13 protein-coding genes are annotated in these 14,614 nt (G+C 56.1%); 1 reads left to right on the forward strand and 12 read right to left on the reverse strand.

Features of this window, described 5'->3' with window-relative positions; genetic code table 11:
- Positions 1-23: 23 nt before the first annotated feature.
- Genes AC6I8N_RS12445 through AC6I8N_RS12455 form a run of 3 tightly spaced genes read right to left on the reverse strand, consistent with a single transcriptional unit; the run spans position 24 to position 2,857 of the window.
- A complete protein-coding gene (locus AC6I8N_RS12445) occupies positions 24-743 on the reverse strand; it encodes a DUF554 domain-containing protein (RefSeq protein ID WP_021182837.1) in 720 nt (239 codons plus the stop codon).
- A complete protein-coding gene (locus tag AC6I8N_RS12450) occupies positions 740-1,360 on the reverse strand; it encodes a UbiX family flavin prenyltransferase (protein ID WP_208724098.1) in 621 nt (206 codons plus the stop codon). The genes AC6I8N_RS12445 and AC6I8N_RS12450 overlap by 4 nt, the downstream gene beginning before the upstream one ends.
- Before the next feature lie 9 nt (positions 1,361-1,369).
- A complete protein-coding gene (locus AC6I8N_RS12455) occupies positions 1,370-2,857 on the reverse strand; it encodes a UbiD family decarboxylase (RefSeq protein WP_021182835.1) in 1,488 nt (495 codons plus the stop codon).
- A 212-nt stretch (positions 2,858-3,069) separates the two neighbouring features.
- On the opposite strand from AC6I8N_RS12455, the gene AC6I8N_RS12460 reads away from it, so the two are divergent.
- A complete protein-coding gene (locus tag AC6I8N_RS12460; protein WP_021182834.1) occupies positions 3,070-3,957 on the forward strand; it encodes a LysR family transcriptional regulator in 888 nt (295 codons plus the stop codon).
- A gap of 27 nt (positions 3,958-3,984) precedes the next feature.
- On the opposite strand, the gene ybiX is transcribed toward AC6I8N_RS12460, so the two are convergent.
- From ybiX to AC6I8N_RS12505, 9 genes are all read right to left on the reverse strand, one after another.
- A complete protein-coding gene (ybiX, locus tag AC6I8N_RS12465; protein ID WP_021182833.1) occupies positions 3,985-4,662 on the reverse strand; it encodes a PKHD-type hydroxylase YbiX in 678 nt (225 codons plus the stop codon).
- A gap of 71 nt (positions 4,663-4,733) precedes the next feature.
- Positions 4,734-7,013 carry a catecholate siderophore receptor Fiu gene (locus AC6I8N_RS12470; protein WP_497829156.1) on the reverse strand — a complete coding sequence of 760 codons (2,280 nt, stop codon included), beginning with the start codon at positions 7,011-7,013 and terminating at the stop codon, positions 4,734-4,736.
- Positions 7,014-7,336: 323 nt separating this feature from the next.
- Entirely contained in the window at positions 7,337-7,504 is a 168-nt protein-coding gene (locus tag AC6I8N_RS12475; RefSeq protein WP_208724094.1) for a hypothetical protein, read from the reverse strand.
- 102 nt (positions 7,505-7,606) lie between these two features.
- Complete coding sequence (locus AC6I8N_RS12480) at positions 7,607-8,929, reverse strand: NAD(P)/FAD-dependent oxidoreductase (protein WP_497829157.1); 1,323 nt, start codon at positions 8,927-8,929, stop codon at positions 7,607-7,609.
- An 11-nt stretch (positions 8,930-8,940) separates the two neighbouring features.
- On the reverse strand, positions 8,941-9,825 hold the full coding sequence (locus tag AC6I8N_RS12485; RefSeq protein ID WP_497829158.1) for an ABC transporter permease: 885 nt from the start codon (positions 9,823-9,825) through the stop codon (positions 8,941-8,943).
- 9 nt (positions 9,826-9,834) lie between these two features.
- Complete coding sequence (locus AC6I8N_RS12490; RefSeq protein ID WP_021182828.1) at positions 9,835-10,785, reverse strand: ABC transporter permease; 951 nt, start codon at positions 10,783-10,785, stop codon at positions 9,835-9,837.
- 55 nt (positions 10,786-10,840) lie between these two features.
- Positions 10,841-12,523, reverse strand: coding sequence for a peptide ABC transporter substrate-binding protein (locus tag AC6I8N_RS12495; RefSeq protein WP_497829159.1), 1,683 nt, complete (start codon positions 12,521-12,523; stop codon positions 10,841-10,843).
- Between the two features lie 51 nt (positions 12,524-12,574).
- Entirely contained in the window at positions 12,575-13,906 is a 1,332-nt protein-coding gene (locus tag AC6I8N_RS12500) for an NAD(P)/FAD-dependent oxidoreductase (protein ID WP_497829160.1), read from the reverse strand.
- A 132-nt stretch (positions 13,907-14,038) separates the two neighbouring features.
- Positions 14,039-14,512, reverse strand: a complete 474-nt coding sequence (locus tag AC6I8N_RS12505; RefSeq protein WP_021182825.1) for a MarR family winged helix-turn-helix transcriptional regulator — start codon at positions 14,510-14,512, stop codon at positions 14,039-14,041.
- Positions 14,513-14,614 lie beyond the last annotated feature (102 nt).

Raw genomic sequence — 14,614 nt, forward strand, 5'->3', positions numbered from 1 at the left:
TAATTGTTTTTTACCCTCCTGATTTAAAAGAAGCTGGTCCATAAAGAAGAGATTGGCATCGCCAGCACCAGAGCAGGCAACATATTTGCGACCGGGAAGATTTTAATGCCGCAAATGCGAAAGCCTGTGGCGAACATTAATACGCCGCCAACCGCCGAGAAATCAGCCTGCATAGCGGGCGTGGTTAACGGCAGGATAAACACCGCACCATAGGCGAGCAGTAGCTGAATAATCAGCTGAGGCACCGCAACCACCGCCACCGCGAAACCGAGCGACGTGGCAAAAATCGCGGCGGTAAACAAGTCGAGAAAGGATTTTGCAATCAGGACGCTGGTGTCGCCGGTCATCCCTTCATGCATCGAACCGAAAATCCCGGTGCCGCTGGCGCAAAACAGCACGATGATCGCCACATAACTTTGCAGGAACTGCTCCTGCGACTCCTTATCCTGTTCACCGGAACTGACGAACATCTCGACCAGTCCACGCGCTTTGCTGCCGAGCTTACCGATACCTTTTTCCAGATAACACAGCTCACCCAGCAACGCCCCCAGGATCACCGATAACACCATCACCGGCATATGACTGACTTTCACCACCAGCACAATCCCCATACACATGGAAGCTGCACCGAAGATCAGCGGCATCGAGGTTCTGATGCGTTCTGGCAGACGCGAACTGAGCAACGCACCGACAATGCCGCCGATCAGCACGGCAGAGCCATTAATATAGGGTCCTATAATCACGATTTATTACTCCTGGTCATTAAAGTCACGTCTTCCCCCCAGCGCGGCAGATCGGCACAATCCAGATCCATCAGCCCCAGAGCACGCGCCACGCTGTGCGCAATTATCTCTTCAACAGTTTGTGGCCGCGCATAAAGCGCGGGCACCGGCGGAAACACAATCGCGCCGGATTCCGTCGCCTGCTGCATATTACGGATATGCCCCAAGTGAAGCGGCGTTTCCCGCACCATTAACACCAGGCGACGGCGTTCTTTCAACACCACATCGGCTGCACGCGTCAGCAGATTGTCGGTCAGGCCATTGGCGATAGCCGCCAGGGTGTGCATCGAACACGGCGCCACCAGCATGCCAAGGGTGCGGAATGAACCACTGGCAATGGCGGCCCCGACGGCACGGATGGGATAAACCACATCGGCCATTTCCGCGACATCTTCAGCAGTAAGATCGGTTTCATGCTCGCGATTGAGGTGCCCGGCTGGCGAGATCACCAGATGGCTCTCCACCTCCAGCTGACGTAAATAACGCAATGCCTGTACGCCATAGGAAAAACCAGACGCTCCGCTAATGCCAACAATAACCCGTGGTTTACCGCTGCTTCGAATGACAGACCCTGACATGCTGCCTCCTTATTTTTTGTTGAAACCTGGGATAAAGCGATTCACATCCACTTCGAGGAATTCGCTACGGTGGAAGTTAGCTTTCAGGTGGTAAGGCACGGTGCAGTCAAAGATAGTTTTGCAGGCAATACCGTGGTCGCGTACTGACGGGCTGTAGGCCGGATCAGAGGACGGATCAAGCGGATGACAACGTACACCCGGAATAAACACGGTATCGACATCGCCCTGATAACGGGTGGTCATCGCCCAGATCACATCGTTAATATCAAACACGTCGACGTCTTCATCCACCAGCATCACATGTTTCAGCTCAGAGAAGGCGGAGAACGCCAGCAGTGCCGCCTGACGCTGACGACCTTCATCCGCCGGGGTGCGTTTTTTCACCTGCAACACCGCCAGATATTTGCCGGTGCCCGGTGTCGGACAGTGTACGGTCTGCACGAAACCTGGCAGCGCGCGTTCCACCATCTGCAAAATACTGGCTTCAGTCGGGATACCGGCCATATTGGTGTGTTCATCGCTGGGGCCAATACAGGTTTGCAGGATCGGTGAACGACGATGGGTAATGGCTTTGACTTTGATCACCGGCACCTGAGCCTGTGCCGCACCGGTATAACCGGGGAATTCAGGCATCGCTTTGCCGGAATTGGTGTTCTGGTCTTCACGTACACGTACACCGGGCAGCAACTCACCTTCAATCACCACTTCCGCATTGGCGATGGCGCGTGCTTTCACGGTCAGACATTCTGCTAACTCAACGGCCTGGTTACGCAGGCTGCCGGCAATCGACAATTCATCAAAGCCCAGCGGCGTTGTTGGCGGTTCAAAACAGGCACCAATCTCAATCGCCGGGTCGACACCGATGCTGATAGAGATCGGCAGCGGTTTACCGGCCGCTTCAGCTTTCTGACGGAAAGTATCGAGGTGACGGCCTGGCACGAAATACATCGAGATTTCGTCTTTGCTTTGCACGCACAGGCGATGGATGGTGACGTCGTGTTCACCGGTTTCCGGATCGGCGGCGTAACACATACCGAGGGTGAAATAAGGGCCGGCATCTTCCGGGGTGTTGGTTGGCGCAGGCAGGATTTTCAGGATATCGAAGTCCGGATCGCTGGCCAGATGCACCACTTCCTGAGATACCGCTTGTTCACGCGGGATAACAATCGGCGCGATCGGGTTAGCGACCGAATCTTTCAGCATAAACGCCAGATTTTCCGGTGTGGTGCCAAACAGGCGTGCCACACGTTTACGTGAAGACAGCAGGCCGATAAGCACGCGCATATCGTTGTAGCCTTTGATTTTGTTGAAAATCATCGCCGGGCCGATTTGCGTCGGACGTTTTACCGTGCCGTGTGCACCGACATAACGGTAAACGCCGGATAATTCCGCGATCGGATCTACAGGTTCATCGGTGTAAATCAATTCATCATCGTACTGGCTTAACACCTCCAGCGCGGAACGTAAATCGGTGACTTTTACTTGCTTCTCAGACATCTCAATGTCCCTCTTGGTCGTGGTAACCGGTAATGCATCGGCGCAGACAGGCGCTGGCACACCTTGAGAACAACAGGAGCGAATTCAGTGGCATAGAACCGGCACCTCCCGTCGTTACCCCCACAGTGTTAGAGGATCACTGATAAGAGTCCAATAATAATACATGGCGTTTTGATAAAGAGTTATTATCAGTAAAAATCAGGAGGACATCGATGGATTACCGACATTTACACGCCTTTGTCGTACTGGCGGAGGAGCTGCATTTTGGCAAGGCGGCACTGCGTCTGAACATCGCTCAACCGGCGCTGAGCCAGTACATCAAGGCGCTGGAAAAGGAGCTGGATCTTGCGCTATTCACCCGTGACCGGCGGCATGTGGCGCTGACGTTTGAAGGTGAGCAACTGGTGGAAGAGGCACGTATCGCATCCAGTCATTACACCAAGTTCCGCGAAAATGCGCGCAGTTTACGCCTGGGATATCGCGGGCAGATCAAGCTTGGTTACGTCGGTTCTTCGATACTCGACCCGGCACTCACGCTGTTAATTAATGGTTATCGCCAACGTAAACCAGGCATTGATATCGTGATTGAAGAACGCAATGTTCACGAACAGCTTACACTTCTGTTAACTAATCAAATAGATATCGCCCTGGTTCGCTCACCGGTGCCACGATATGATCATCTGGACTATCTCGATCTCGCCACCCGCCCGTTGATTGCGGTGCTCCCACGTCGCCACCCGCTGGCTTCCCAGCCGCGCATTGCGTTGTCACAACTTGCTGCTGAACCCTTTTTGATGCAGGAAGATCCGCCCGGGGTTGGCCTGGGCTGGTCAGCGCTGAACGCCTGCCAGCAGGCGGGATTTGTGCCACAGAAAATTCAACCCACCCGTGATGTCTCGGTGGCTATCGGTCTGGTGTCGATGGGGATGGGGGTCACGCTGGTACCCGAAACCCAGCGTTCGGTAATGATACCCGACGTGGCCTACTGTTTTTTGCAGGATCAGCATGCCACTTCAACGCTGACCATGAGCTGGCAGCGGGAGATAAAGAATAAGGCGTTACATGACTTTATCCAGTTTGCCCGTGAGCTGACACAATAGGCACTCACAGCGCGATAAATCGCGCCGCTACACCTCGGTCCAGCCACGCAGCAGGTTGTGATACATATTCAGCAGCGACAGCAATTCTTCACTGTCGCCGTGACGCGCTTTCAGGCTCTGAATATTGCGGTCCAACTCAAACAACATCGCGCGTTGTTTGTCATCGCGCACCATCGACTGAATCCACAGGAATGATGCGACACGCGCGCCACGCGTTACCGGTGTCACGCAGTGCAGACTGCTGGAGGGATACAACACCAGATGCCCGGCGGGCAGTTTAACCTTGTGCTGGCCGTAGGTGTCTTCAATCACCAGTTCGCCACCGTCATAGCTCTCTGGTTCGCAAAGGAACAGCGTGGCGGAAAGATCGGTGCGCATCCAGCCTGCCGCGCCGTTGTGACGCACCGCCCCATCGACATGAAAACCGTAGGTTTCCCCCTGCTCATAACGATTGAATAGCGGTGTGGAAATGCTGCGTGGTAACGCGGCGGAAAAGAACAGCGGGTTGTTGTTCAATGCCTGCAACACCGCCGCCTGCAACCGATCATAGAGCGGCGTACGGGTGTCGATCTGCTGGTTATTTTTCACGGTGGCACCCTGGCTGCCGACCGTTACCCGGCCATCAACCCACTCGGCCTGTTGCAGCAGCGTGGTGAAACTGGCGACCTCTTCCGGCGTCAGCACGGCAGGAATGTGATACATCATCGCGTTGTTCTCTCTTAAAACGTGGGATTAGCACATAGGTAGCGGCGCGATGAATCGCGCCGCTACAGCTGTTAGAAATGCACGTTAGCCGTCAACAGGAAGGTACGCGGCTCACCCGGATGGTAGCGGTAACCACTCTTGTTGATGGAGGCAACATAGTTGGTGTCGAAAACGTTGTACACGTTAAGCTGCAAATCAAGGTTGTTATTCACCTTATAGCCCAGCTTCGCGTCTGCTACCCAGTATCCTTCGGTGTGGTCTGGCGTGCCCACCGCACCATCGCTACCGCGACGCAGGCTGCCAACATAACGTGCACCGGCTCCCACTGACAGCGCATCGGTGGCCTGATAGTTGGTCCACAGGGTGAAGGCGTGCTTCGGCGTATACGCCAGCGCCGATGAGCCATCCTGCGCCACGCTGTCGCCCTCGGTTACAGAAGCATGTTGCAGGGTATAACCGGCAATCACCTGCCAGTCCGGGGTGATATTGCCGGTGGCCGACAGCTCATAACCTTCAACACGTTTCTTACCGTATTGCGAGTAGGTGCCATCGTCATTGGCGGACACTTCGTTCTCAATATCGGTACGGAACAGCGCCGCATTCAACAGCAAACGTTTATCCAACACTTCCCACTTGGTGCCCACTTCGCTGGATTTGGCTTTCTGCGGTTTGAAATCGGTTCGGTTGGCGCTATTGCCGGTGCCACCCGCAGCCAGCGCAAAGTTGCTGCCACCCGGCGGTTGCTGGGAAATCGCGTAGTTAACGTAGACGTTACCATGCTCGGTCAGACGATACAGGGCACCGGCTTTCCAGTTGACCAGATTGCCTGATTTCGCGGTATCGACTGTGGTAACCGGCGTACCGGTCGCCACGCCCGCCGGACAGGCCAGCGCACCACGTCCGGTGCCGCCACAGGCGGTGGCACTGTCATAATCGGTGTGATAATTGTCGAGGCGAATGCCGCCGTTCAGCTCAAAGTTTTTGGTGATCGCCAGCGTATCGAAGGCGTAAATACCAAAGGTGTCGGTCTGGCCGTTGGCATTAGCACCGTTGCGATTCAACCCACCCAGCGAAATGCTGCTGATCGGATGGTAGATATTCACGACAGGTGCGGTAATCGGGGTGACACCGTAGTTGGTCTGGTTCTCACGAGTAAACTCGACCCCGGCGCTGACATCATGCCCGACCGAACCGGTAAAGAACTTCGAGGTGATATTGGTCTGGTTGGTCAGGATGCGGTTACTGACGTCTTTCAGGTTGGCGTTACGCGTCCAGGTCCAGGTGCTGACATCGTTCGGGTTCGGCATACCAATGGTGCTGCCCATCACCGCCGTCAGCAGATACTCCTGCTTCACCCGTGACCAGCGCGTGGTGTTACGGATGGTGGTGCTATCCGACAGGTCATGCTCGAAACGCATGGTCACCGTATCGGTGGTGGATTTATCGAAATCTGAATCGGTGCCGTAATAGTTACTGGTCGCGACTTTGCCAGACGTATTCAGCGCTGAGGACGCTGCGGTAGGCGAAGAGTAGCCCGGCAGCCCGATGGTCGGAATGCCGCCGTCCGGCGTGTTGTTCTGGTGAACGTGCAGATAATTGAGATACAGGCGAGTGGAGGTATCAAGGCCAAACGCCAATGAGGGTGCCACGCCATAACGTTCATTCTGGATATTATCGCGACCGGCATCATGGGTTTTTTCACCCATTAAATTGAGGCGAAACGCAGCGTTATCGCTGATCGCCTGATTGTAATCCAGTGTCCCACGACGCATCCAGGCGCTACCCACACTGACCGATGCATCCAGGCCGGTATCAAGGCGCGGCTGTTTGCTGATCATGTTGATGGAGCCGGACGGCGCGCTACGGCCATAGTCGGTGCCTGACGGGCCTTTGATCACTTCCACCTGCTCGGTGTTAAAAGTATCGCGCGTCACGCTGCCAATATCACGGATACCGTCAACGTAGATGCTGTTGGAGGTATCCATGCCACGCATATACACCGCATCACCGGTCGATGAACTACCGTTCTCCCCGGCATAAAACGCCCCGACACCCGGAACGTTTTTCAGTGCATCAGTCAGGTTATTCACACCCTGATCTTTAATCACCTGGTCAGGGATCACCGTGATGGTACGGGTGGTATCCACCAGCGGTTGGGTAAATTTAGGATCGGCGGATACGCCAGGAGAATAGAGTGAAGGCGTCTGTGCCTCCACCACCAGGGTATCGTCGTTCTTTTTGGTGGTGTTGTCAGCGGCCAGCGCGGCGGCTGGCGAGATCCCGATGCACAGCCCGGTAAACAAGGTCAGCGAGTTAAAGCTGCCAAATGGCAGGTTGCGATTTTTATCCATTTTGAAAAGTGTGGGTTCGTTGTAGTTATTGACGCGCACAACGGGCCGTACAAAATGGCCCGCACCTCAAATGATAAGAAGAATGGTTATCATTTACTTTCGTATTTTTGCATGAGCGCAACGGTAAGGAAACACATTTCTTTACGCTAACATTACGAATTCAATACAATTGAAGGAAGTGAGGAGGGTTTGTAAGAATTATTTAAACAATGTGCAGAAATTCGTCAGAAATGGGCAAAAAAAAGCGCGATAAATCGCGCAGCTACGGTTTCGAGCGATACGTAGCGGCGCGATTTATCGCGCGTCATCACAGATGGAAACATTCATCTTTCATAGTAACGGTAAACCGTCGGATGGAATTCAATACCATACAGTTGGCTTACCGGGATCAGTAGCTCAATATGTTTACTGAAATCCACCTCGTCTTGTTCGACCCCGGCAGACTGTGGCTCCACCAGGCGATTAAACCACTGTAGCAGTAACTTTTTCATCGGCAGTTCTCCAGAAATGTTTGACCCTGTCAGTTAAGCGCAATCCGCCATATAACCAAAACAAGAAGTTCTGCGCTTCAATGCTACAAATTGCATATAACGTCAAGCATGCGGGGGCAGCGCAGCACCTTCGATACGACAACGCAGCCAGTCCCGCGCGCGGTAATAACGCAATGTCAATTGCGGGCCAAAACCCATCCAGAACGGCGCTTTATGCAACGGTTCAATTTTGAGTGCCAACTCGCTCGCGGGCATGTCCTGCGCCCACTCCGCCAGAATGCCGCCGAGCATACTGCCGGTCGGTACGCCACGCCCGGAGAGGCCCGTCAGCGCCACGACGCCGGGTGCCAGTTGATATAAACGCGGAATGGTTCGTTGCTGCATATCCAGCTCGCCGTACCAGAAATAGTCCCAGCGCAGCGGCTGTCCGATGGCCGGATGCAGCCAGCGCAGGCGATCACTCATCACCTGATGGGTATAATTCATCTCCCGCCCACGCCGCCCCATCGGGAACATTGAGGCGACGATGCGCCCTTGCTGGTTATATTTGTAGACATAGATATCACCACGACCGTCATGAATAGTGGTGTTTAGTGGCAATACCTTGCTGCGCAGTGCCGCATCCAGTGGCTGAGTGGCGGCGACAAACACCCGCATGATGCGAAAACTCTGTTCCAGTTGTGGCCAGCCGGCCACGGTGTACGCCCCGGTGGCGAAAATCACTTTATCTGCCAGCACATGACCTTGTGGTGTGATCACCTGCCAGGCTGTTCCCTGCTTTTTCACCTCGCTAACCGGAGAGGCACAGTAAACTTCGCCGCCCTCCTGCCCCACGGCTCGCGCCAGACCACGCGCATAGCCGAGCGGATTAAGATGTCCCCCTTCATGATGAAACCAGCCACCATAAAAACGCGGACTGCCGCTGATGCGCTCCGCCTGCGCCGCATCCACCGCTTCGGTATGCGCCCCAACCGCGTTGTACTGACGCGCTTTTTCCTCAATCAACTTCATCGCACCCGGTCGCGCCGCCGCCTGGAGATAGCCGTTCTGTTGCCATTCACAATCAATGTGATAATCGCGGATCATCGCGCTGACCTGGTGATTGGCCTGGGTCTGACGTCTGATTAACCGCTCGGCCCAGGGCTCACCCAGCAAGCGACGCAGTTCCGGCAGCGAGAAATGGGTAAACGTTGGGGTGCAGTGCCCGGCATTGCGCCCGGAGCCACCAAATCCCGCCTGTTGAGCTTCCAGCAGCATGACCTTGACGCCTTGTTTTGCCAGCGTCAGCGCGGTGGTCAGCCCGGTATAACCGCCACCCACGATGCAGACATCCGCGCGATGTTCTCCCTGCAAGGAGGGCAAGTCAGGCGCGGGGGCCGCCGTGGCAAACCACAACGAATCTTCGAACGGGGAGAATCGGGCCATTGCGCATCACCTCACTCTTTGTCGCTGCGGGCATCCAGCGCATCGCGCAGCCCATCACCAATGAAGTTAAAGCAGGTCACCGCCAGCGTAATGGCGATGCCCGGCACCAGCGCCAGCCAGGGCGCACGGATCAGATACTGCTGCGCGCCGTTCAGCATATTGCCCCAACTGGGCAACGGCGGCTGGATACCGTAACCGAGAAAGCTGATATAGGCTTCCAGCAGAATGGCGCGCGCCACCGTCAGCGTGGCTGCCACGATAATCGGCCCGACCACATTCGGCAGCAGCTCACGGAACATAATCCAGCGCCCGGAAAGCCCCAGCATCCGTGCCGCCAGGATGTATTCGCGTTCACGCAACGAGCGCACCTCGGCCTCAACGATACGCGCTACTTCCATCCAACTGGTGACGGCGATAATCACCGTGATCATTGCCGGATCGGGCTTGATAAACGCCGCCAGCGCCAGCAACAGAAACACGCTGGGAAAGGCCAGAAAGGCATCGACGATACGCATCAGCACGGCACCGACACGGCCGCCGTAGTAGCCGGCCACAATGCCGACCAGAGTTCCGAGCATGATGCTCAGCATCATGGCAAAGAAACCCACCAGCAGCGAAATACGCCCGGCCATCAGCAGGCGCGCCAGTAAATCCCGCCCGAGCGGATCGGTACCGAGCCAGTGCCAGCCAGTCAACGGCGGTGCGAAGCGTGCACGCAGGTCAATATGCAAGTCATCAAACGGCAGCAGCGACGGGCCAAACGCGCAGGCCAGCGCCATCAGGATAATCAACAACAAGCTGGCGCAGGCCAGTTTATGGCGCACAAAGCGTTGTAAGGTGCGGTTGCGTAGCCAGCGCACAGGCGTTACCGGCGGCGTAATCACAGAAGATGCCATCTTGCCTCCTTAAGCGGGACGAATACGCGGATCGACCAGCGCGGTGATCACATCCGCCAGCAGGTTGCCAATCAGCACCAGAATCGCCGAGCACATCAGCAGCCCCATGACCACCGGATAATCGCTGTAGCCCAGGCTATCGAGAAACAGACGCCCCATGCCCGGCCAGGTAAACACCGTCTCCGCCACCAGCGCGCCGCCCAGAATGGTCGGCAGCTGCATCCCGGCGAGGGTGATCATCGGTAACAGCGCATTGCCTACCACATGCTTCAGCAGCACGCGACGTGGCGGCACCCCTTTGGCCCGCGCGGTTTTGATGAAATCCTGATTGATCACTTCCAGCGTGGCGGTGCGCATATAACGACTCCAGATCGCCACATCAACAAAGGTCAGCACCAGCACCGGCAACACCAGATGGCGCAGCACATCCAGCAGCGAACCATCGCCCACCGTGTACATATTCCCGGCGGGCAGCCATTGCAGCTTCAGGGCAAAGAAGTAGATCGCCACCAGCCCGAACCAGAAGGTCGGAATCGACAGCGCCACCATCGCGCCCATAGTGGCAAAGCGATCAAACAGGCTATCGCGCTTGATGGCGCTCTGAATACCGATCCACACACCGATGGCGATCGAGAACACCATCGAGGTGCACATCAGCAACAACGTCGCCGGTAGATGCGAAAAAATGATGCTCAGGACCGGCTGACCGTCGCGATATGAACGCCCCCAGTCACCGCGCAGCAGATGACTGAGCCAGTCGAAATATTGCACCGGCAACGGTCGGTTCAGCCCCATCTGTGTGGCGATACGCTGCATCGCCTCCTGGGTCATCCCCGGTGTTAAGGCGTATTGCGACAACGGCCCGCCCGGTGCCAGATTGAGGGCAGCGAAACCGATAATGGATACCAGGAACAACAAAATGATGCTTTGACCGCAACGTCGTAACAGAAATGCGCCCACGGCTCTCCTCCCCGGCGTGACGGCTTCCTGCCCGTCACGCACGTTGTGAATGGAATCAGGCTTTCTTATCCCAGTACCAGGTGTTGGCGTTCCAGCTATCGATACGCACGTTGATGTTGGGCGTGATATTCTCCGCGCCCTCTTTGTGCCCGCGCACGTTGGCAAAGCTGAACAGCGTCAGGAATGGCATGTCCTTCCGCACCAGCGACTGGATTTGCAGGTAAGCTGCTTTGCGTTGCTCCGGCGCGAACTCGGCACTGCCCTGCGCCAGCAGTTTGTCCACTTCGGGATTTTTGTACTGGAACACATTCTGCCCCGCGCCCCCCTGCGCCGGGATGGCATCAGAACGCATATACGTGGCGGTATCGGGATCAGAGCCGGTGAGGTAATTCAGGCCGACAATGGCGCTGTCAAACTTCGACAGCATCCAGTAATCCCCCCACATCACCGCCGGCGGCAGGTTGGAAATCTTCATCTCCACACCAATCTCCTGGAAGCTCTGCTGCATAAACTGCTGCATCTGTTCGCGCAGATGGTTGCCAGCGGTGGTGGAGTTGGTAAACGACAGTTTGACGCCATTCTTTTCGCGAATACCGCCCGCTCCCGGTTTCCAGCCCGCTTTATCCAGCAGGGCTTTGGCCTTGTCGAGATTGAATTCGTGTGCCGGGAGGGTGGCGTTGAAATAGGCCGACTGACGCGGCATATAGGTTTCGGTCGGTTTCGGCAGTCCGTAGTAAAGCGCATCAATAATGGTTTGTTTATCAATGGCGTAATACAACGCCTCTCGCACGGCCGGGTCCTGGAACTGAGGACGGGCGAGGTTAAACGCAAAGTTCTCAATGGTGGCGCTCTGGAATACGTCCACCACTTTCCCCGGCAATTTTTTCGCCTCGTCGTAGTGGTCGGCTGAAATCCACTGCAACCCGGCGATATCGATATCGCCTGAGACAAACTGGGTATACATCACGTTGAGATCCGGGATGTACTTATAAATCAGACGGTCGAGCTTCGGTCCATCACCGTAGTACTCTTTGTTAGCGGTCAGTTCGATATGATCGCCCGGCACGCGCTGCTGCCACTTGAACGGCCCGGTGCCAATCGGCGCGCTGTTAAACGGCGCGGTGTTTTTGTCCTGCACGTTGGCAAAGCCGTGTTTGGGAATGATAAAGGTGGCGGCGAGGATCGAGGTGTAAGGCGAATAGGGTTTCTCCATCCGCCATTTGATTTCAGTCGGTGAGACAATGGTGATATCACGCACCAGTTCATGTCCGGAACGGCTCCAGCTGCGGAAATTCGGGTCCACCAGCAACTCAAGGGTGAACTTCACGTCTTCCGCAGTGAACGGCTGGCCATCGTGCCACTTCACGCCATCGCGCAGTTTGAGATGAAAATTCAGCCCATCGGCAGAGATGCCGCCATTGGCCTGGGTTGGCACTTCGGTCGCCAGTGCCGGGGTGAAGTTACCTTTCTCATCAACGCCGAACAGCGGATCAAACAGGCTGAAATGCAGACCGTCATCCACCTCGATATGCGGCATCAACGGGTTGAACACCGTCGGTTCCTGCGAGAATCCGACTACCATCTGTCCACCGCTACCGCCCGCCCCGGTCATCGCCGCGCGTGCGACATTGCTGCCAAACAGCCCTGGCAGCGCCATCGCGGCGGTGCCGGAGGCCAGATACACCAGCGCCTGCCGACGGGAAATTTTTGGCAGGGAATCTGCAAACTTATCACTCATCGTTTTTCCTCAGGTGAACAGAAACACAACGCCGCGCAGCGGCAATCAGAGTTAGTAGCCGGTCATAATTTCAATCTTCGAACCATCAGTGAAACGTGAAAAACGGAACGCTTTCGGGTCCACCACCGGCGTGCGGTTCAGCACCAGATCGGCGGTGAGACGCCCGGCTCCCGGACCAATGCCAAAGCCGTGACCCGAGAAGCCGGTCGCCATCACCAGGCCGGGATAGCGGTCAACATGGGAAATCACCGGAATGGCGTCGGGCAGCACATCGATGCATCCGCCCCAGCGTTGCGCCACTTTCAGTCCGGCCAGTGCCGGCAGTTGCTGCTTCAGTTGCTCCAGTACGTTATTGGTGAGTTTTTTCGACGGCGGCAGGTCCAGTACGCGGCAGTACTCAAACGGGCTGGGTTCATCCAGATGCCAGTGGCGTGCCATCCGCCACTCGTCATAGAAACGTCCGGTCAGCCGCAGCCGCAACGAACCCCATTCATGGCGAAGCGCAGGCAGGAAGTTACGCGCAAAGCGGAAGCTGTCCGGCACAATATCCACTTCACTTTCATGACCGGAGGCGATGGAGTAGCCGCCGTCCTGACGTTTGCGAATGGCAAAATCGCGTGTCCAGAATGCCGCTTCCGGGCCACCGGGCAGTGGCTCAGTGCGCACCACGCTGTTTAATACCTTGAGCTGCGGCAGAAAAAGGCCAAAACGTTGTGCCATCAAACTGGACCAGGCGCCTCCTGCCAGCACCACCGTCTGGCAGGCGATGGCACCGCGTTCGGTTACCACCCCGGAAATCCGCCCACCGCTGGTTTCAATGCCGCGCACCGCGCACTCCGTCAGAATATGAGCGCCGTGGCGACGCGCCGCTTCGGCAATGGCCGGGGCCGCTTTCTGCGGCTCGGCGCGGCCATCATCCGGGGTGTAGAGTGCACCAACGCCCTGCACTTTATGGCCGGGAAACAGTTTCGCGACCCCGTCACGATCCAGCATCTCAGCACGAAAGCCGGTGCCATCCATATGGCGCGACCAGTTTTGCAGTTCACTGAATTCCTGGTCGTTAGCACAGTTAAAGGTGATGCCTGCACGCCGATAACCGGTATCCGCCTGTAAACGCTGATCCAGTTGCTGCCAGAGTCGCAGCGATTCAGCCATCAGCGGCACTTCACGCGGATCACGCCGTGCCAGTCGCACCCATCCCCAGTTGCGGCTTGACTGCTCATGACCAATGCCGCCCTTTTCGCACAGCGCGACACTGACGCCCTGCTCAGCAATTTCCAGCGCGGTAGCGCAGCCAATAATGCCGCCGCCAATCACCACCACATCGACTTTTCCCGGTAATGTCACATCGCCGTGCACGGGTACTACAAACGGACCTGGCATAATTATTCCCACAGGTTATTGACGGTTATTAATTTCCGACATCAGACGCACGCAGCGATATTTCGGCAACAGTTCACCGTGCGGGGAAAATTAATTTCTCCCCCACCGTAATTATCCGATTTTATTACTGCGTTACGGCTGTAAGACTTTTTTTAATAAACGGATGACGGTCTGTTTTTCTCTCGCCGTCAGCCGTTGAAAAAAACGATCTTCCTGTAGCTGTGTCAGCTCACGTACACGCTGTGCCAGCGCCTGACCATGTTCGGTAAGAAACAATGCCTGAGAGCGGTTATCGCTATGATCAGCTTCGCGCCTCAGCAACTGTTGTTGTTCCATCTGGTCGAGCAGGCGCGCCATAGCGGAACGGTCGCGCTGGATCACATCGGCAATCACCGAAGGCCGAATACCGGGGTGGCGGTCGACCACCAGCAGGGTGCTGATTTTTCCGGTGCCGCGCGCCACTTCGAGTCCGGCCAGTTGCTGGTCGAGGTCGCGCGACACGGCGATATTGATGCTGCGAATGTAAAAACTCAGCATATTACCCAAGGGTCCCAAATCCACGTCGGTGGCCTGTTGCGGAACGGCAGGTACGGCTGGTTTTGTCATTCTGCGCTCCACATAACTGAAAAAAAACGTCTCAGAAGAAGGGATTAGGGCAGTACAAACTTTCCTCCAGTATTGGTGAGATAGTGGACAATGACAACGACT

Source organism: Pantoea sp. X-Soil-TKNS-1279, assembly GCF_059730565.1.